Genomic DNA, 19,416 nt, shown 5'->3' with positions numbered 1-19,416 from the left:
CGCGCCGGGCGCCGTCCGCCCGCGCGAGCGCCGTCACGCCGGCGCGGCCGCCGTCACCTCGTCGCGCGCCGCCGCGAACGCCGCGACGCACCGGCGGATCTCGTCCTCCGAGTGCGCCGCCGACAACTGCACCCGGATGCGCGCTGCGCCGCGCGGCACGACCGGGAAGCTGAACGCGGTGACGTACACGCCCTTCGCCTGCAGGGCGTCGGCGATGCGCGCCGTGAGGGCGGCGTCGCCGAACATCACGGGCACGATGGGGTGCTCGCCGGGCAGCAGGTCGAAGCCCTCGGCCTCCATGAGCGCGCGGAAGAGCGCCGCGTTCGACCGCAGGGTGACACGCAGCTCACCCGACTGCTCGAGCAGTTCGAGCGCCTGCAGCGTGCCGGAGACGATCGCGGGAGCGAGCGTGTTCGAGAAGAGGTAGGGACGCGCCCGCTGGCGGAGCAGCGCCACGATCTCGGCACGCGCCGCCACGTAGCCGCCGGATGCCCCGCCGAGCGCCTTGCCGAACGTGCCCGTCGTGATGTCGACTCGACCCTCGACGCCGCAGTACTCGGGCGTGCCGCGTCCGTGCTCGCCGACGAACCCCACGGCGTGCGAGTCGTCGACGAAGACCAGGGCCTCGTACCGCTCGGCGAGGTCGCAGATCTCCTGCAGCGGGGCGATGTAGCCGTCCATCGAGAACACGCCGTCGGTCACGATCACGCGCCGTCGCGCATCGGACGCCTCCTGCAGCCGGGCCTCGAGGTCGGCCATGTCGCGGTTCTTGTAGCGGTAGCGCCGAGCCTTCGACAGGCGGATGCCGTCGATGATCGACGCGTGGTTGAGCTCGTCGGAGATGATCGCGTCATCCGGCCCGAAGAGCACCTCGAAGACGCCCCCGTTCGCGTCGAAGCACGACGAGAACAGGATCGTGTCGTCGTAGCCGAGGAACTCCGACACCCGCCGCTCGAGCTCCAGGTGCAGCTCCTGCGTGCCGCAGATGAACCGCACGCTCGCGAGTCCGTAGCCCCACTCGTCGAGGCCGCGGTGCGCGGCGGCGACGATGCGCGGGTCGTTCGCGAGCCCGAGGTAGTTGTTCGCGCAGAAGTTCAGCACCTCGCGTCCGGCGACCTCGATCTCCGACGACTGCGGCCCGCGGATGCCGCGCTCCCGCTTCGTGAGCCCGGCCGCCTCGATCTCGTCGAGCTCCGTCCGCAGCTGCTCTTTCACCGTTCCGTACATGTCCGACAGCTCCTGTTCCTACAGCTCGGTCCAGTCGAGGATGACCTTGCCGACCCCGCCCGAGGCCGCGGCGTCGAAGGCGGCGCGCCAGTCGCGCGCCGGGTAGCGGTCGCTGATGATCGACGCGATCCGCGAGCGCAGCGTCTCGCTGGTCTGCAGCATCGCGCTCATCGAGTTCCACGTCTCGAACATCTCACGGCCGTAGATGCCCTTCATGGTGAGCATGTGCGTCACGACCTTGCCCCAGTCGATCGCGTAGGGTTCCGACGCCAGGCCGAGCAGCGCGATGCGTCCGCCGTGGTTCATGTTCTCGATCATCTGGGGCAGTGCGGATGCCGCTCCGCTCATCTCGAACCCGACGTCGAACCCCTCGCGCATGCCGAGCTTCGGCTGCACGTCGTGGATGCGCTCCCGCGACACGTCGACCGCGGCATCCGCCCCCATCTTCAGGGCGAGCTCGAGGCGCGCGGGGCTCACGTCGCTCGCGACGATGAAGCGCGCGCCGACGTGGCGGGCGACGGCGATCGACATGAGGCCGATGGGGCCGCAGCCCGTGACGAGCACGTCCTCGCCGACCAGCGAGAACGCGAGCGCGGTGTGCACGGCGTTGCCGAACGGGTCGAAGATCGCGCCGACCTCGGGCTCGACCGACGCGTGGTGCACCCACACGTTCTCGCCCGGGATGACGACGTACTCCGCGAACGCCCCGTCGCGGTGCAGGCCCACGCCCTTGGTGCGGATGCACATCTGGCGGCGGCCCGCTCGGCAGTTGCGGCACATGCCGCACACGATGTGGCCCTCGCCCGACACGTGGTCGCCCGGGGCCACGTCGTGCACGAGCTCGCCCACCTCGACGACCTCGCCGTAGAACTCATGGCCCGGGATCAGCGGCGCCCGGATCTCGGCGGCGGCCCAGTCGTCCCACCGCTCGATGTGCAGGTCGGTGCCGCAGATGCCGGTGCGCAGCACCCGGATCTTGACGTCCGCCGGTCCCGTCTCCGGCTCCCGCCGGTCGACGAGTTCGAGGCCGGCGCCGGGCGCGGGCTTGTAGAGGGCCTTCATTGGCAGGTGTCCGTTTCGTACGGGCGCCGCGGGGTCTGCGGTGCCGAGCTCGTGCACCGAGGGTCACGGCGCGCGTCGAGGTGACCCGTACATCGTAGTCACGGGGCGAAGCGGATGACGCGGCCGCCGTGGACTCCGAGCCGCGGTCGACGTTGCGGATCGAATCGATTCGACTACACTGGATCCGACCACCTGGACGTTCCGGCCGATCGGCCCCACCTTCGACGACGAGGCAGTGATGTCGCAGCACCGAGACGACGAATCCGTCCTGGCCGAGAGCCACGACGGCGGCCGCCCCGCGGAGGCCGCTCGACCGCGACGCGAGCTCCTCGCCTGGCGCAACGCGGTCTTCGCGATCTTCTTCCTCTCGGGCCTCAGCATGGCGAGCTGGGTCGCCCGCATCCCCGTGGTGCGCGACGACACCGGCCTCAGCACCCAGGGCGTCGGACTCGTCATCCTGGGCGGAGCAGCCGGGTCGGTGCTCGGCCTCATCGCGGCGCCGTGGCTGATGGCGCGATTCGGCACGCGCACCGGCATGATCGGCGTGCTCGTGACCGTGTCGGTCGGCCTGGTCTTCGTGGGCGTGGGCGGCTCGATCCTGCCGTCGATCCCGCTCGTCGTGATCGGGCTCGTGCTCTTCGGATTCGGGAACGGTTCCGTCGACGTGATGATGAACGTCGAGGGCGCCGAGGCCGAACGCGAGATCGGCAAGACGCTCATGCCGCTCATGCACGCGTTCTTCAGCTTCGGCACGGTGGCCGGCGCCGGCATCGCCGCCGCGGCATCCGCTCTCGGCATCTCGATCACGATCCACCTCGCGGTCATCGCGCTGCTCATCATCGGCGCGGTGATCGTCGCCGTGCGGTACGTGCCCATCCGTGAGGAGCTCGGAGACCACCCGCACCACGACGCTCCGAGCGTGCCCTGGCGGCAGCGCCTGCGAGAGAGCCTCGCGGTCTGGGGCGACGGGCGCCTGCTCCTCATCGGCGTGGTCATGCTCGGCATGTCGTTCGCCGAGGGCGGCGCCAACGACTGGCTCGCCCTGGCGGTCGTCGACGGCCACCACTTCGACGCGACCGTCGGCGCGGCGATCTTCACCGTCTTCACGGTGGCGATGACGGCCGCGCGCGTGCTCGGCGGCCCGGTGCTCGACCGATTCGGCCGCGTGCCGGTGCTGCAGGTCCTCGCCGCCACCGGCGTGGTCGGCCTCAGCCTGTTCATCTTCAGCACCGAGACGTGGATGCTCATCGTCGGCACCGTGCTCTGGGGCGTCGGCTGCTCGCTCGGCTTCCCCGTCGGCATGTCGGCGGCCGCCGACGTGACCGACCGCCGCCTCGCGGCCTCCCGCGTGAGCGCCGTGGCGATCATCGGCTACTGCGCCTTCCTCGCGGGCCCGCCGTTCCTCGGCTTCCTCGGCGAGCAGTTCGGCATCCTCAACGCGCTGCTCGTGATCCTCGGCCTCATGGTGCTCGCCGGCGTCGCGGCACCCGCGGCGCGGGAGCAGACCGGGCCGAGGGCACGGGTCACGGCCTGACACCCGGTCGCCTGCGTCACCGGCGACGTTCCGCGACATCCGGTCGCCGTACACTCGACAGGTGCGCCTCGTCATCGCCCGCTGCTCCGTCGACTACGCGGGGCGGCTCTCCGCCCATCTGCCGCTCGCGACGCGACTGCTGATGGTCAAGGGCGACGGCAGCCTGCTCGTGCACTCCGACGGCGGCAGCTACAAGCCCCTCAATTGGATGAGCCCCCCGTGCACGCTCGAGGCGGCCGAGCCCGACGACGACCAGCGGGCCGCCGGGGTCGTCGAGCTGTGGAAGGTCACCCACAAGAAGACCGCCGACCAGCTCGTCGTGTCGATCCACGAGGTGCTGCACGACTCGGCGCACGAGCTCGGCGCCGACCCCGGCCTGCAGAAGGACGGCGTCGAGGCGCACCTGCAGCAGCTGCTGGCCGAGCAGATCGAGCTCCTCGGCGAGGGACACCGGCTCGTGCGCCGCGAGTACATGACCGCGATCGGCCCGGTCGACATCCTCGCGACGGATGCCTCGGGCGCCTCGGTCGCGGTCGAGCTCAAGCGCCGCGGCGACATCGACGGCGTCGAGCAGCTCACTCGCTACCTCGAGCTCATGAACCGCGATCCGCGCCTCGCGCCCGTACGCGGCGTCTTCGCCGCGCAGGAGATCAAGCCGCAGGCGCGCACGCTCGCGGAGGACCGCGGCATCCGCTGCGTGGTGCTCGACTACGACGCGATGCGCGGCATCGAGAGCGGCCACGCCCGCCTGTTCTGAAGCTCGATGAGCCGGTTCTGAAGCTCGATGAGCCGGTTCGGTGCTCGGCGCCGAGTGCGGTTGGGGCGTTCGAAACACGAATGTCGTTCGGTTCCTGAGAAACGCTCAGGGAATGCCCCCGTAGGATGTCACGGTGACTTCCCCCATGCCCACCCAGACCCTCGCGCCGCAGCGCACCTGGTCGGCCGTGCTGTTCGACCTCGACGGCACGATCGTCGACTCGGCCTCGGACATCACCGCGTCCCTCGCGCACATGTTCAAGGAGCTCGGACTCGACGTGCCCTCCGATGAGGTGCTCCGCTCCTACGTCGGCCCCCCGCTGCTCGACAGCCTCCGCCTCACCGCCGGCTTCGACGACGCCGAGGCCTGGGAGGCGCTCAACGTCTACCGCGACCACTACGCCGACCACGTGCTGCGCTCCCCCGTCTTCCCCGGCGTCGCCGGCGTCCTCGAGCGCCTGCATGCCGCCGGCGTCCCCGTCGCGCTCGCGACCTCCAAGCCCGAGTCGATGGCCCGCGAGGTGCTCGACCACGCCGGCCTCACCCCGTACTTCACCGAGATCACGGGCGCGAGCGACGACGAGGAGCTCAGCACCAAGGCCGACGTCGTGCGCGAGGCGCTGCGGCGCTTGCGGGAGCGGGGTGTCGACGTCTCCAATCCGGTGATGGTCGGCGACCGCGGCTACGACACGCTCGGCGCCGGCGCGAACGGCGTGCCGACGATCCTCGTCGAGTGGGGCTACGGCTCCCCCGCCGAGGCGAGCGACGCGATGGCGGTCGTGCATTCGACCGACCAGCTGCGCAACCTGCTGCTGGGCTGACGAGGCGCGCTAGCGCTCAGTACCCGCCCGTGTCCTTCGGCACGACCTCGACCGTGAACGTCACGGCGTCGCCGGTCTCGCCGTTCTCGAGCGTCACGTCGGTCTCGCCGACGGACGTCGCCGTGAGGCCCGGGTTGAACTGCGCGCTGCCGTCGTCACGCCCCGGCACGAACTCGACGACCTCGGGATCGGCGATGTCGGCCGTCCACGCTGTGGAGGTCTCGTCGTCGCCGGTCAGGTCGACCGTCCCGCCCTCGGGCACCTCGACCGTCGTGCCCTCCAGTGCGTCGATCTCGACGATCACCGGCGGCAGCGCCGACGACCCGCCCGTGGAACCGCCCGACGAGCAGGCTGTGAGTCCGATCGCGCCCGTCGCCAGCAGCGATGCGACGGTGACGGATGCCGCGACGCGGCCTCGCCCGTGCCACCCCCGGATCCCACGCATCCGAACCACCCCCGCGACCGATCGTACGCCGCGCCGGGGACGACCGGGAGGGCGGCGCGCGACGACGGCGGGCGGCATCCGATCGCTACTGGATGAACCGCTGCACGAACGCGAGCGCCTCGTCGGCGACCTCGCGCCAACCCGAATCGATCGTGAGTGAGTGCCCGCGGCCGGGGATGGTGACCTCGGTGGTCGTGCCGGGATTCCTCGACTGGATGCGATAGCTCGCGTTCGTGATCGCCGGGGGCACGGTGTGGTCCAGCTCGCCGCCGATGATGAGCATGGGGCCGCGCTCGGGATTCTTCGAGTCGACCGCCGTCTCGCCGCCGAACGGGTTGAAGTTGGCGAAGGCGGCCTGGAAGAGCGGGGCTCCGGCCGCGGGCACGTGGAAGGTCTCGTAGAGCTGCCGCGCCTCGACCTCGTCGAGGGCGTTGGCCCAGCCGTAGGCGAACTGGTCGAAGGTGAGCGAGACGCCGCGGCCGGCGTTGGCCGGGTTGGCGAGCACCGGTGCCGCCGACTTCAGCGACGAGGCCGGCAACGGCAGCACGCCCTTGAAGGGCGCGTTGTCGATCGAGACCGTGGCCGCCGCGACGCCGGCTCCCGCGATCTTCTGGGCGATGAGGCCCCCGAACGAATGGCCGACGACGACGGGCGCCTGGTCGAGCAGGGCGATCGCCGCGAGGTAGTGGTCGGTGACCTCCTGCACCATCTTCCTCGCGAACGCCTCGGGATGGTCGCGGGCCTCGGCGACGGTGTCGGGGTCGTCGGGCCAGCCCGGCGCGAGGGTGATGAACCCGTTGTCCTCGAAGAAGTCGCGCCAGGGCTGCCAGCTGCTGGAGAGCAGCCACAGGCCGTGCACGAAGACGACGGGCGTGAGCTCGGAGGCGTTCGCCCGGTCGATCTCCGCGCGTTCCCAGTCGGCCAGGGTCGGGGCTGCCTGTTCGCTCATCGGTGGATCCTCTCGCCGTCGGCCGCGGGCTTCCCGGCCCCGGCTCAGGCTATGCCCGCCGGCACCGCACGACCAGACCCCTCCGGGGTTCTGTAACGCGCTGTTCACGTCGACGCAGCCGCAACTCCTCCGGCGGCGGCCCGGCCGATTCGTGCGCCGCACGCAATGGATCTGCGTCTCTCTCCACAGATTCGGGAAAGGGGTTCCATCGAGCGCGCACGGCACGGCAGGATGCCGCTTACGCCCTCGAACGGGGGGCGTTGTTTCGTGCGCCGGGGTCATCCCCCGGCGCATTCGGAGGGAGAAGCATGATTGGAATGACCACTCGCGCGCGCAGGCGCGTGGTGGCGACGATTCCCGTGCTCGCGCTCGCGGCCGCCGGATTGGCGACCATGGGTGCGACCACGGCATCGGCTGCGCCATCGCACGTCGCTGCGCCGGTGATCGGCGACGACGAGTACTACATGAACTACGTCTCGCCCCGCGCCGAGGAGGCCTTCGGCACGGATGAGGAGGTCGTCGCCGACGCTGCGGGTCGCAGCACCGCGGGGGCGGATGCCGCGATCGAGAAGGCCGACGCGCTGGACCGCAAGTTCGGCCAGGGCAACCCGGTCGCCGCTCGCGGACTCGCGAAGCTGGAGGCGAAGTCGATCACGACCGGCAAGAGCCCGAAGGAGCTGAAGAACGCCAAGCAGGCGTCGTCGACGCAGGAGGCGAAGCTCCTCACGATCCTCGTCGAGTTCGACGAGGACGCGCAGGACGACTTCTCCGGCTCGTACGTGCCGACCGAGTTCGGCTCGACGGAGTGCAAGCCGGGCGACGTGCAGAGCGGACCGCTCCACAACAACATCCCGAACCCGGCCGACTACGACCTCGAGGACAACAACTCGATGTGGGTGCCGGACTTCTCCTCCGAGCACTTCAACGCGATGCTGTTCACCGACGAGGGCATCACCGAGCGAGTGCGCACCGACCTCACGGGACCCGATGGCAAGCCCGGCTTCGACATCTCCGGCTACACGATGAAGAACATGTACGAGGAGATGTCGCGCGGCGCCTACACCGTGCACGGCTCGGCCACGCCGTGGGTCACCGTGCCCCACTCCGAGGCCTACTACGGCGCGAGCCTCTGCTTCCAGAACGAGGCCGGCGAGTACGAGGCGGGCGCCATCCAGGACATGCAGGGTCACCCCGACAACCCGCTCGGCCCGGGCCAGCTGCCGATCGACGCCGTCGCGGCGCTCGCGGACGCGCAGCCCGACTTCCCCTGGGCGGACTACGACATCGAGGACCAGGGCGACCGCGACGACGACGGCAACGTGCTCGAGCCCGACGGCGTGATCGACCACGTCGTGCTCGTGCACGCCGGCGAGGACAAGTCCGGCGGCGGCGGCGCCGAGGGCACGTACGCCATCTGGGCCCACTCATCGGCTGTCGCCGGCGGCGCTCCCATCCCAGGCACCGACCTCACGCTGTCGAACTACATCGTGCAGCCCGAGGACTCGGGCGTCGGGGTGTTCGCCCACGAGTACGGCCATGACCTCGGCCTGCCCGACCTCTACGACACGTCCGGCGCCGGCAGCTCCGACGTCGATTTCTGGGACCTCATGAGCTCCGGCTCGCACTCGGGCCCGATCTTCCAGTCGATGCCGACCCACATGGGCCTCTGGGACAAGTGGGTGCTCGGCTGGGCCGATCCGGTGGAGGTGAACCCCGGCGACGACCCGACCACGGTCAAGGTGGGTCAGACCTCACGGCCGCAGAAGGGCACGCAGGACGGCGTCAAGGTCAACCTGCCCGACAAGGTGGTCACCCTGGCCGAGCCGCACAGCGGTGAGAACATGTGGTACACCGGTGCCGACCAGGACTGGGCCGACCTGCGCCTGGGCCGTACGGTCGAGAACGTCCCCGCCGACGCGAAGTTCTGGATGTGGAACAACTACGTCATCGAGGCGGACTGGGACTACGGCTTCGTGGAGGTCTCGGCCGACGGCGGATTGACGTGGACCGAGCAGAAGGTCTACGCCGAGAACGGCACCGAGGTCTCGACGAGCGACGCCTACGCCGACCCGAACGGCCGCATGGCCGACTACGGGAACAAGAAGTACGGCCTCACGGGTGACTCGCACGGCTGGGCGCACCACTACATCGACCTCTCGTCGTTCGCCGGCACGACGGTGCAGGTGCGCCTGCGCCTGGCGACGGATGCCGCGTTCCAGGACCGCGGCTGGTTCTCCGACGACTTCGCACTCACGAGTGCGGGCGCCGAGGTGTGGAGCGACGACGTCGAGGGCGGCGAGAACGGCTGGGAGACCGAGGTCGCCTCGTTCACCACGACCACCGGCCCGGGCTGGCGCATCGACACCGGAACGTCGGTCAAGGCGCAGTACTACCTCGTCGAGTGGCGCAACTACGACGGCTTCGACGAGGGCCTGAAGTACGCCTACAACTCGACGTACAGCGTGGGCGCCTGGAAGGTCGAGAAGCTCGCCTACAACGCGCCGGGTGCGCTCGTCTGGTACCGCGACACGACGTACGGCAGCTCGAACCAGATCCTCACGAACGAGGCGGCCCTCCCGAGTTACGGCGCGAAGGGCGGCCTGCTCATCGTGGACAGCCATTTCGATCCGCTGCAGCGCACGGGTACCGCCGCGGACGTGGATCCGTCGGTGCTCAACGTGATGCCGTCGCGTGCGCAGTCGTCGAACGCGGCCTTCGGCCTCGTCGACACGCAGCCGTTCACGGAGTGCTTCACGGATGCCGCACTCACGGAGTACTGCACCGACATCGCGTCGCAGACGCCGGTGAGCACCTTCACCGACGACCAGGGCTGGGTCCCCGGATTCGCGCTGCGCGAGTCCGACGGACGCCTGTTCTACCGCGATCGCGACGCCTCGGTCGTCGTCCCGTCGGTGGGCAACGCCCAGTACACCACGCCGCTCTACGACCTGCAGGGCAACCGCCTGCCGGCGTACGACGGCGTGAATGTCGGCCTGGGCCCGTTCGGGTCGGGCAACCCGGCGGACTCCGGCGTCGGCTACGGCACGGTGATCGCCGTCAAGAAGGCCCTCGACGGCAACCGCGGCGCCCTGATCAGCATCACCCCGCCCAGCGCGGAGTGAGCTGACCCACGGCGACATCGGCGAGGCGCCGGCTCCTCAGGGGCCGGCGCCTCGTCGCGTCCGCCGCCGGAGGCAGGCCGTGTCCGTCGCGCCGCCCGTCATGGCACGCCGTCGCGCCACGACGCCGCGGTTCGTCCTCAGCGCACTCCGATGAGCCCGTCGAGCAGGCGCTGCACGCCCCACGTGAACTGGGCGGTCGAGTTGTGCTGGGCCGCCACCGCCTCGGTGCGCTCGCTGAGCGGGAAGGTCGCGAGATCGGTCCACAGCGTGGCGCCCGTCGCCTCCGTCGCGAATGCCCGGTCGGATGCGTCCGCGGGCTCGGACTCGGCGTCGGCTTCCGCCGACTCCAGCGCGATCGAGCCGAGCACGTAGACCTGCAGCGCGTATGCCGCACGGGCGGCGTCGTCGAGCTCGAGCCCCGCCGCCATGAAGGACTCGAGGAGCGTCTCGTTGAGGCGCATCGCGTTGGGCCCGTCGAGCGGGCCGCTCATGATGAGGCCGAGTGCGCCCGCGTGTCCGGTGAGGAGTTCGCGCAGGCGGAGTGCCAGCGCGAGCAGTCGGGTGCGCCCGGCGGCGACGCCGGCGGAGCCGGGAGCACCGGCCTCGCCGGCGGCATCCGTTGCGCCGGTCTCGCCGGGGTCGAGGCGGGCGAGCAGGTGCTCGACCATCCCGCGGAGCAGGGCGTTCTTGCTCGGGTAGTAGGTGTACAGGGCGGTCGGCGTGAGGCCGAGGCCGCTGGCGACGCCGCGCACGGAGACGGCGGCGAAGCCCTTGGCCTCGAGGAGGTCGAAGGCCACGTCGAGGATCTCGGCATGGGTGAGGCTGCGACGGGGTCCCGGCCTCATGCTCGTGCACGCTTGCGATTCATCTCAACACACCGTACAGTGTTATATCACTGCACGGTGTGCAGAGTTACGCGACGAGGTGCATGCGTTCCATGGTCCATCCCGCAGGTCGGCCCACGACGGCCGTCTCACCCGCCCACGAGGCCGACGGATCCGCCATGGCGATGATCGCATGACCGGGCCCGTGCACGTCGTCTTCGGGTCGGGTCCCGTCGGCCGCGCGACGGCGCTCGCGCTCGTCCGCCGCGACCTGCCCGTGCGCCTCGTGAACCGCCGCGGTCGAGCGGCGCTCGGTCGCGACCGTGAGGCGCTGCGCGCGGTCGAGCTCGTGACGGGCGACGCCACGGATGCCGCGTTCGCCTCGAGCGCGGCGCGGGGCGCGGCATCCGTGTACCAGACCCTGAACCCCGAATACCACCGCTGGGCCGAGGACTTCCCGCCGCTGCAGCGCGCGGTGCTCGCCGCCGCGGAGTCCGCGCGAGCGCGGTTCGTGAACATGGACAACGTCTACTCGTATGGCCGCCCCGGAGGGCGGCCGCTCACCGAGCAGAGTCCGCAGCATCCGCACACGCGCAAGGGGCGCGTGCGCCTCGAGATGGCCGACGAGCTCTGGTCCGCCCACCGTGCCGGTCGGGTCGAGGTCGTGAGCGGACGGGCGTCCGACTACTACGGCCCGGGCGCCGGCATCGCCTCGCCCCTCGGCGACCGGGTGCTCGACGCCGTCGTCGCGGGCAGGCGGGTCTCGCTGTTCGGCGACCCCGACCTGGTGCACAACTACACCTACCTCCCCGACATCGGCGAGGGCCTCGCCGTGCTGGGCACCCGTGCCGACGTCGTCGGGTCCGCGTGGCACCTGCCGAACGACCCCGAGCCGTGGTCGAGCCGCGCCATGGTGGAGGAGTTCTCGCGGCTGGCCGGCACCCGACCGCGCATCGGCGGCCTGCCGAAGACCGCCCTGCGCGCCGTCGGGATCTTCAACCCCACCGTGCGCGAGCTCGTCGAGATGGCCTACGAGTTCGAGGAGCCGTTCGTCGTCGACTCGAGCCGCATGGCCGCCCTCGGCGTGCGGGCGACGCCGATCCCCGAAGCGCTCGAGCGCACCGTCGCCGCCTACCGCGCCGACCACGCCTGACGCCGCAGGCGCAGACGACGACGGCGCCCGCGTCGAGCGCAGGGCGCCGCCGCCGGGCTCAGCCGATCGGTGCCAGGAACGTGAGCACCGAGCCGTCCTCCACGATCAGGGGCGCGAGCGCCGCGTTGAACTCCGCCCCGTACGGTGCGGCGAGGTGCGCGGCGAACGCCGCCTCGTCGCGGTACGCCTCCACCACGGCGAAGCCCGTGCCGATCGGCTCGGGGCCGGATGTCGCGGCGGATGCCCCGGGGGCGGGCGCGACGCGGTGCGGCTCGAACGCGAGGCATCCGGGCTCCTCGCGAACGATGGCCGTGAGCGCGAGGAGGAGGCGTGCGACCTCCTCCTCCCGCCCGGGCAGGGCGGTGAACCGGGCGATGAGCTCGACCCGGCCGTCCTCGCTCGACCAGCTCATGCGCGCGCGGCCCCCGTCATGATGGCGACGGCGTCGGTCATCGAGTGCGACTCCGGTGTGATCGTCGCGGCCCGCTTTCCGAGGCGCTGGATGTGGATGCGGTCGGCCACGTCGAACACGTGCGGCATGTTGTGCGAGATGAGGATCACGGGGATGCCGCGGTCGCGCAGGTTCCGGATGAGCTCGAGGACCTGGTTCGACTCGCGCACGCCGAGCGCGGCCGTGGGTTCGTCGAGCACGACGACCTTCGAGCCGAAGGCCGCGGCGCGCGCCACGGCCACCGCCTGGCGCTGGCCTCCCGAGAGGTTCTCCACGGGCACCGTGACGTCCTGCAGGGTCGAGATGCCGAGGGCTTTCAGCTCGTCCTTCGCCTTCTGCCGCATGCCCTTCTGATCCACGACGCGGAAGACCGAGCCGAGGACGCCCTTCTTCCGTTCCTCGCGACCGAGGAAGAGGTTCGCGGCGACGTCGAGCGCGGGCGACACCGCGAGGTTCTGGTAGACCGTCTCGATGCCTGCGGCGCGGGCGTCCTGCGGGCGCTTGAAGTGCACCGGCTTCTCGTCGAGGAAGATCTCGCCCTCGTCGGGGATCTCGGCGCCCGTGAGGCACTTGATGAGCGTCGACTTGCCGGCGCCGTTGTCGCCGATGACGGCGAGCACCTCTCCCGGGTAGAGTTCGAGGCTCACCCCGTCGAGGCCGACCACGCGGCCGAACGTCTTCACGAGCCGGCGGGCCCGCAGGATCGGCACTCGCGTGTCCTCGATGACGGGCGACGGGGCCGCGGCACCCGTGAATGCGCCGATGGCCTGGTCGATGTGTGCGTCGCCGGCCGTCTCAGCCGGTTCATTGGCGTTCACTTGCGTACCTTTCGGATCCACTGGTCGACGGAGACCGCGACGATGATGAGCACGCCAACGGCGAAGGTCTGCCAGAGCACGTCGAGACCGGCGAGCGAGAGTCCGTTGCGGAACACGCCGACGATGAGGGCGCCGAGCAGGGTGCCCCAGACGGTGCCCCGACCGCCGAAGAGGCTCGTGCCGCCGATGACGACGGCGGTGATCGAGTCGAGGTTGAGGTCGACGCCGGCGTTGGGCGAGGCGGCGTTGGTGCGGCCGATCTGGATCCACGCGCCGATCGCGAGGATCGCGCCTGCGGCGAGGTAGACGCTCATGAGCACCCGGTTGACGCGGATGCCGGCGAGGCGGGCCGACTCGGGGTCGTCGCCGACGGCGTACACATGCCTGCCCCACGCGGTCTTGGCGAGGATGAACGCGATGACCACGTACAGCAGCAGCATCATGACGACGCCCACGGTGAAGTTCACGCCGAGCACGTTGAACGTGGCGCCGGTCCAGGTGAGGAGTTCGGGCATCTCGCCGCCCCGCACCGTGGCACCGCCCGAGTAGAGCAGCGTGAGCGCGACGAAGATGTTCAGGGTGCCCAAGGTCACGATGAACGGCGGCAGCTTGAGCCGGGTGACGAGGAAGCCGTTGAGCGCGCCGGCGCCGAGGCCGACCACGAGGCCGAGGAAGAGGCCGAGCACGGCTGGCAGCCCGGCCTGCACGGTGGTCTGCGCGATCACCATCGAGCTCAGCACCATCACCGCGCCGACCGAGAGGTCGATGCCCGCGGTGAGGATGATGAGCGTCTGGGCCACCGCGAGGGTGCCGACCACGGCGACCTGCTGTGTGATGAGCGACAGGTTCGCCGGGTTCAGGAAGCGCTCGTTGAGCAGTCCGAACACGATGACCGACAGCACCAGCACGATCGCCGGGCTGATGGCCGGATAGCGGTGCAGCGTGTTGCGGATGCGGCTGAGCGGGGTGGTGCGGTCGAGGAACTCCTCGGCCAGGTCGAGTGCCGCCGTCGGCGGCTCGGTCGTGTGCTGACTCACGTCTGGTTCTCCGATGTCTGGTGGCGGGACGGCGCGACCCGGCCGGTGTCGGCGGATGCCCATATCGGGTCAGGGCATCCGTCGCCCGGGTCGCACCGCCCCGGCGGGGTGATGCGGGAGCGTCAGCCCCAGCAGATGTCGGCGGCCTCGGCCGTGTCGATCGACTCGACCCCGTCCTGGGGCTCGTCGGTGACGAGCTCGACCCCGGTGTTATAGAAGTCGAGGCCCTCGGTGTTCTCGGGCGCCTCCCCCGACTCGACGAGGTCGTAGATCGCCTGCACGCCGAGCTCGGCCATCTTGACCGGGTACTGCTGGCTCGTCGCCCCGATGATCCCCTCCTTGACCGCGTCGATGCCGGCGCAGCCGCCGTCGACCGACACCACGATGAGTCCGTCGGTGGCGCCGGCGGCCTTGAACGCCTCGAACGCGCCGTACGCGGCGGGCTCGTTGATCGTGTAGACGACGTTGATGTCGGGGTTCTTCGAGAGCAGCGTCTCGGCGGCGGTGCGGCCGCCGTCTTCGGCGCCCTGCGACGCCTCGTTGCCGACGATCTCGTAGTCGCCGCCGCTGTACGCGCCGGCGGCCTCCTCGTCGCCGTTCGCGGCGTCATCGGCGAGATCGATGCCCATGCCGTCGAGGAAGCCCTGGTCGCGTGCGACGTCGACCGACACCACCTTGTCGTCGAACAGGTCGATCATGGCGATGGTGGCCTTCTCACCGGCCAGCTTGGCCGCCGTCCACTCGCCGATCTTCTGTCCCGCGAGGAAGTTGTCAGTCGCGAACGTGATATCGACGGACTCGGGGTCGGCGGGCGGCGTGTCGAGCGCGATCACGAAGAGCCCGGCATCACGTGCCTTGACCAAGGCGTCCTCGACGGCGGGACCGTTCGGCGTGATGAGGATGCCGGCGTCGCCCTTGGAGATCGCGTTCTCGACGGCCTGGATCTGGGTGTCCTCGTCGCCGTCCTCCTTGCCGGCCGCCATGGTGAGCTCGACACCAAGGTCCTCGGCTGCGGCCTCGGCGCCGTCCTGCATGGCGACGAAGAAGGGGTTCGTGGTGGTCTTCACGATGAGCGAGACGCCGACGGTGTCGTCCCCTCCGGCGTCGGTCGAACCGCCCGAGGCGCCGGATGCGCATCCCGTGAAGGCGAGTGCTGCCACCGCGGCCAGCGAGCCCGTGGCGATGAGGCGGCGGCGGAGCGCGCGCGGTGCTGCGTGATTCATCGATGAATCTCCTCTTGTTGGGGGAACCGCTGTCACCCTGACAACGATGTCAACATAGGTGTAGACCATGCTGATGTGTATAGTCAAGTCGCACACACACATTGGAGACCGAATCGTGACATCGTTGTCAGACGCGACGTCATCGCCGGATGCCGCGCGCTCGCGCCCGACGATGCGGCATGTCGCCGCGCTCGCCGGCGTCGGCGTGAAGACCGTCTCGCGCGTGATCAACGGGGAGCCGAACGTGTCCGCCGCGACGATCGCCAAGGTCAACGCGGCGGCCCGCACCCTCGACTACCAACCCGACCTGCACGCCGGCAACCTGCGGCGCGCCGACGGGCGCACCCGCACGCTCGGGCTCCTCGTGGGCAGCGTCGACAACCCCTTCGCCGGTGCGGTGCACCGTGCCGTCGAGGACGTCGCGCTCTCGCGCGGCGTCGCGGTCTTCGCCTCGAGCCTCGACGACGACCCCGACCGGGAGCAGGAGGCCGTCTCGGCCTTCCTCCGCCGACGGGTGGACGGGCTCATCCTCACCACGGTGTCCGGAAGCCAGGCCTACCTCGCCCCCGAGCTCAGGCGCGGCACCCCGGTCGTGTTCGTCGACCGCGAGCCCGCCGGCATCACGTCCGACTCCGTGGTGAGCGACAACGCCGACGGCGCGGCCCTCGCGACCCGCCACCTCCTCGAGCGCGGCCATCGCCGCGTCGCGTACCTCGGCGACCGGCACGTGATCCAGACCGCGCGCGAACGGCGCCGGGGCTTCCTCGAGGAGCTCGGCCGCGCCGGCGTCGCCACCCGCGACGTGCCGGTGATCGAGGGCCTCCATGACGAGGAGACCGCCCGCCTCGCGACCCTCGAGCTGCTCGAGTCCCCCACGCCGCCCACGGCGATCTTCAGCAGCCAGAACCTCGTCACGATCGGCGCCATCCGAGCGCTGCGACAGCTCGGCCGGCACCGGGACACCGCGCTGGTGGGCTTCGACGACGTGCCGCTCGCCGACCTCCTCGACCCGGGCATCACCGTCGTCGCGCAGGATCCGCAGCGCATCGGGCGCACGGCCGCCGAGCGCGTGTTCGCCCGCCTCGATGGCGACCACGAGCCAGCGGCGCGTACGATCGTGCCGACCCGACTGATCGAGCGCGGCTCCGGTGAGATCCTGCCGCGCGGGGAAGGTTGACCGCATGACGAACGCGACTCCGTCGCCGAGGCGGATCACCGTCGTCGGCGACGCGCTCATCGACGAGCTGCGCGACGAGCACGGCGCCCGCGAGTTCGTCGGCGGTGCGGCGCTCAACGTGGCCGTGGGACTCGCGCTCCTCAACCAGGACGTCACGCTCGTCGCGATGCTCGGCGACGATGAGCCCGCCTCCCGCATCCGTGCCTACCTGCGCGACTACGGCGTGCGGCTCGTCGAGAGTCCGTCGGAGCATGGCACCTCGCGCGCAGTGTCCGACCGCACCGACGGCGAGCCGCGGTACGAGTTCAACGAGGCGGCGAAGCGCCGCGGCATCCGCTTCGACGACGCGACCCGGGCCGCGCTCGACGCTGCGGAACTCGTGGTCGTGAGCTGCTTCCCGTTCGACGACGCGGCGCAGTACGCGGCGCTCGTCGAGGCGATCTCCCGTCCGGGCGATCGGCTCGTGGTCGACGGCAACCCGCGATCGGGCATGCTCGCCGATCGCGACGCGTTCCTGGCGAACTTCGAGGACTTCGCCTCGCGGTCGCTGCTCGTGAAGATCGGCGACGAGGACGCCGACCTGCTGCTCGGCGACTCGCTCGACGCCTTCGTCGATCGGTTGCTCGCACGCGACCCCGGCGCCGTGCTCGCCACCGCGGGTCGGGACGGCGCCACGCTGCACCGCGCCGGCGAACGCCCGATCCACGCCGACATCGTGCCGCTTCCCGGCCCGATCGTCGACACGATGGGCGCGGGCGACGCGACGCTCGCCGCGGTCGTGCGGCACATGGTCGTCGGCGGCGTGCCGACGACGAACCGGGAGTGGGCCCAGACGCTCCACGAGGCGATGGTCATCGCGGCCGCGACCGTGCGCCACGAGGGCGCGCTGCTCCGGATGCCGCACCACGACGCCGAGCCCGCCTACCCGAGCTGACGAGCCCGGTCCCGCGGCACGAACGCTCAGCGCCGGCTGAGCCAGTCCGTGAGCCGCCGGCGGGGCGGCGCGACCGATCGGCGCTCGACCAAGGCGCCCGCGAGCAGGAGCGGCGCAGCGGCATCCACTTCGCGACCCTCGATGCGGTCGAGCAGCGACCGCATGCCCCACCGGCCCATCTCGCGGTGCGGCAGCGTGATGGTCGTGAGGCCCGGGTCGAGCGCCGCGGCCACGATCTCGAGATCGTCGACGCCGATGATGGAGCAGTCACGAGGCACCTCGAGCCCGAGCGCCTCGGCGGCCTGGTAGACGCCCATCGCGACCTGGTCGTTGAAGCAGAAGATCGCCGTCGGACGCACGCCGGGGGCGCGCTCGAGCAGGCGACGCCCCATGCGGCGGCCGCCCGCGGCATCGGGCGTGGTGCGTTCGACGACCGCGTGCATGTCGTAGAGCCCCGCCCACTCGACCGCGGACCGGAATCCCGCGTGACGACCACGCGACGCGGGCGTGTCCGCCGCCGAGTTGATGAACGCGAGGTGTTGATGCCCCGCGGCGACGAGGTGCGCGACCGCGACCGACGCGATGGCGCGCTCGTCGGGTGCGACCGCCGGCACGGCCCAGCCGGGCGTCGGAACCGCGTCGATGAGGACGAACGGGATGTCGTCGATGCCGTGGGGGCGATCGATCTCCTGGTGGGAGCTGCGGGCGAACAGGATCCCGTCGACCCTGCGATCGGCGAGCGCCCTCACGTGGCCCTGCTCGAGCTCGAGGTCGCCTCCGGAATCGACCACCATGAGCAGCGCGTCGCGCTCGCGCGCCTCCTCCTGCACCCCTCGGATGATTCGGCCGGCGAACGGCGTGGTCGCGATGCAGTCGATGACGAGTCCGACGACCGCCGAACGACGCCTCCGCCGCGCCACGCCGTTCGGCACGTACCCGAGACGTGCGGCCGCCTGCACGACGCGCTCCCGCGTCTCCGCACGCACCGCACGCGTTCCGTTCAGGGCGTGGGACACGGTGGAGGGCGACACCCCGGCCTCGGCGGCGACCTCCGCGAGGCCCACTGTCCCGACAGTCCCCACGGAGGCGCCCGGCCTGCGTGCGTTCCCCGGCTCGTTTCCCATGTGCATGGAGCCTACGGTGGAGGGACGGCTTCGGGCACGGCGGGACCGGCCGCGACGACGGTCGGATGCCGCGGCATCCGCTTCTCGCCCGGCATTCCGTCAGCGCACGAAGCGCACCTCGGTGACCTGCCAGAGCTCGTCGAACTGCTCGGCGCCGTCGAGTTCGAAGCCGTTGCGCCGGTAGAACGCGTGCGCGCGAGGGTTGTCGTCGAGCGCCCAGAGGTAGGCCGGACGGTCGCCGATGGCGGCATCGACGAGCGCCTGGCCGACGCCCGTGCCGTGGTGCCCCTCGAGCACGTAGATGGCCTCGAGCTCGAGCTCGCGCGGGGCGCCCGGCTCGTGGCCACGGCTGGTGGTGGCGAACCCCACGATCTCGTCGTCGACGACCGCGACCCAGATCGCCTGGCGGTGGAATCCCTCGGGCACCGGGTACACGTCGTTGGCGATGGCGAGGTTCGCCGTCCAGAACGAGATGCGGATGACCATCGTCCACGCCTCGACGCGCTCGCGGTCGACGCGGCCCGGCCGGACGTAGGTCGTCTGGTGGCTGTCCCAGTGCACGCGCGCGATGCCGGGGGCATCCGCGACCAGCGCCGTGCGGATGACGGTGGCCATGCGTCGAGGCTACGACAGCCGCCCGCCGGGGGCCCGACTCGCCGCCCGCCGGGGTCACCGGCGTGACGCGATTCGTCGCTCCAGGGGACGGATGACGACAGTTCGCGTCACCTCGGCGAGATGCGGCGGGTCGACGCTCCCAGG

At 71.0% G+C, this 19,416-nt stretch carries 18 protein-coding genes; 7 read left to right on the top strand and 11 right to left on the bottom strand.

All coding sequences use genetic code 11. The annotated features are described in order from the left end of the window. Window positions 1-33 precede the first annotated feature (33 nt). Both EV187_RS17945 and tdh read right to left on the bottom strand, forming a co-directional pair. A complete protein-coding gene (locus EV187_RS17945) occupies window positions 34-1,227 on the bottom strand; it encodes a glycine C-acetyltransferase (protein ID WP_130354422.1) in 1,194 nt (397 codons plus the stop codon). Window positions 1,228-1,245: 18 nt separating this feature from the next. Continuing rightward, on the bottom strand, window positions 1,246-2,289 hold the full coding sequence (gene tdh, locus EV187_RS17940; protein ID WP_130354421.1) for an L-threonine 3-dehydrogenase: 1,044 nt from the start codon (window positions 2,287-2,289) through the stop codon (window positions 1,246-1,248). Window positions 2,290-2,527: 238 nt separating this feature from the next. Here tdh and EV187_RS17935 point away from each other — a divergent pair, with 238 nt between their 5' ends. From EV187_RS17935 to EV187_RS17925, 3 genes are all read left to right on the top strand, one after another. Continuing rightward, window positions 2,528-3,823, top strand: coding sequence for an MFS transporter (locus EV187_RS17935; RefSeq protein ID WP_130354420.1), 1,296 nt, complete (start codon window positions 2,528-2,530; stop codon window positions 3,821-3,823). A gap of 61 nt (window positions 3,824-3,884) precedes the next feature. Then, a complete protein-coding gene (gene nucS / locus EV187_RS17930; RefSeq protein WP_130354419.1) occupies window positions 3,885-4,580 on the top strand; it encodes an endonuclease NucS in 696 nt (231 codons plus the stop codon). 133 nt (window positions 4,581-4,713) lie between these two features. Further along, a complete protein-coding gene (locus EV187_RS17925) occupies window positions 4,714-5,400 on the top strand; it encodes an HAD hydrolase-like protein (protein ID WP_341272768.1) in 687 nt (228 codons plus the stop codon). A 16-nt stretch (window positions 5,401-5,416) separates the two neighbouring features. On the opposite strand, the gene EV187_RS17920 is transcribed toward EV187_RS17925, so the two are convergent. Beyond that, window positions 5,417-5,845, bottom strand: a complete 429-nt coding sequence (locus EV187_RS17920; RefSeq protein WP_130354418.1) for a hypothetical protein — start codon at window positions 5,843-5,845, stop codon at window positions 5,417-5,419. An 85-nt stretch (window positions 5,846-5,930) separates the two neighbouring features. Further along, a complete protein-coding gene (locus EV187_RS17915) occupies window positions 5,931-6,794 on the bottom strand; it encodes an alpha/beta hydrolase (protein ID WP_130354417.1) in 864 nt (287 codons plus the stop codon). A gap of 317 nt (window positions 6,795-7,111) precedes the next feature. Here EV187_RS17915 and EV187_RS17910 point away from each other — a divergent pair, with 317 nt between their 5' ends. Next, on the top strand, window positions 7,112-9,916 hold the full coding sequence (locus EV187_RS17910) for an immune inhibitor A domain-containing protein (protein WP_207221888.1): 2,805 nt from the start codon (window positions 7,112-7,114) through the stop codon (window positions 9,914-9,916). Window positions 9,917-10,053: 137 nt separating this feature from the next. On the opposite strand, the gene EV187_RS17905 is transcribed toward EV187_RS17910, so the two are convergent. Beyond that, entirely contained in the window at window positions 10,054-10,761 is a 708-nt protein-coding gene (locus EV187_RS17905) for a TetR/AcrR family transcriptional regulator (RefSeq protein WP_130354415.1), read from the bottom strand. Window positions 10,762-10,933: 172 nt separating this feature from the next. Here EV187_RS17905 and EV187_RS17900 point away from each other — a divergent pair, with 172 nt between their 5' ends. After that, window positions 10,934-11,893: an NAD-dependent epimerase/dehydratase family protein gene (locus tag EV187_RS17900; protein ID WP_165391270.1), complete on the top strand. Its 960-nt coding sequence runs from the start codon at window positions 10,934-10,936 to the stop codon at window positions 11,891-11,893. A 58-nt stretch (window positions 11,894-11,951) separates the two neighbouring features. Here the strand turns inward: EV187_RS17900 and EV187_RS17895 are convergent, their stop codons facing one another. The 4 genes from EV187_RS17895 to EV187_RS17880 all read right to left on the bottom strand — a co-directional run bounded on the left by EV187_RS17895 (window position 11,952) and on the right by EV187_RS17880 (window position 15,422). Then, entirely contained in the window at window positions 11,952-12,305 is a 354-nt protein-coding gene (locus EV187_RS17895; RefSeq protein WP_130354413.1) for a putative quinol monooxygenase, read from the bottom strand. After that, on the bottom strand, window positions 12,302-13,069 hold the full coding sequence (locus EV187_RS17890) for an ATP-binding cassette domain-containing protein (RefSeq protein WP_130354490.1): 768 nt from the start codon (window positions 13,067-13,069) through the stop codon (window positions 12,302-12,304). Before EV187_RS17890 ends, EV187_RS17895 begins: the two co-directional genes overlap by 4 nt. Before the next feature lie 89 nt (window positions 13,070-13,158). Then, on the bottom strand, window positions 13,159-14,199 hold the full coding sequence (locus EV187_RS17885) for an ABC transporter permease (RefSeq protein WP_242609695.1): 1,041 nt from the start codon (window positions 14,197-14,199) through the stop codon (window positions 13,159-13,161). A 122-nt stretch (window positions 14,200-14,321) separates the two neighbouring features. Next, the gene (locus EV187_RS17880) at window positions 14,322-15,422 is read right to left on the bottom strand and encodes a substrate-binding domain-containing protein (RefSeq protein WP_130354411.1); all 1,101 of its coding nucleotides are present in this window, start codon (window positions 15,420-15,422) and stop codon (window positions 14,322-14,324) included. A 172-nt stretch (window positions 15,423-15,594) separates the two neighbouring features. On the opposite strand from EV187_RS17880, the gene EV187_RS17875 reads away from it, so the two are divergent. Both EV187_RS17875 and EV187_RS17870 read left to right on the top strand, forming a co-directional pair. Next, entirely contained in the window at window positions 15,595-16,599 is a 1,005-nt protein-coding gene (locus EV187_RS17875) for a LacI family DNA-binding transcriptional regulator (protein ID WP_130354489.1), read from the top strand. Between the two features lie 4 nt (window positions 16,600-16,603). Continuing rightward, window positions 16,604-17,533, top strand: coding sequence for a carbohydrate kinase family protein (locus tag EV187_RS17870; protein ID WP_130354410.1), 930 nt, complete (start codon window positions 16,604-16,606; stop codon window positions 17,531-17,533). 26 nt (window positions 17,534-17,559) lie between these two features. Here the strand turns inward: EV187_RS17870 and EV187_RS17865 are convergent, their stop codons facing one another. Next, the gene (locus EV187_RS17865) at window positions 17,560-18,597 is read right to left on the bottom strand and encodes a LacI family DNA-binding transcriptional regulator (protein WP_165391269.1); all 1,038 of its coding nucleotides are present in this window, start codon (window positions 18,595-18,597) and stop codon (window positions 17,560-17,562) included. 159 nt (window positions 18,598-18,756) lie between these two features. Beyond that, window positions 18,757-19,272 carry a GNAT family N-acetyltransferase gene (locus tag EV187_RS17860; RefSeq protein ID WP_130354408.1) on the bottom strand — a complete coding sequence of 172 codons (516 nt, stop codon included), beginning with the start codon at window positions 19,270-19,272 and terminating at the stop codon, window positions 18,757-18,759. Window positions 19,273-19,416: the final 144 nt, after the last annotated feature.

Origin of the sequence: Agromyces ramosus, assembly GCF_004216665.1 — a bacterium.
Lineage (GTDB): Bacteria > Actinomycetota > Actinomycetes > Actinomycetales > Microbacteriaceae > Agromyces > Agromyces ramosus.
Note: the sequence above shows the minus strand (reverse complement) of the source record. Positions and strands in the feature narration are given on the sequence as shown.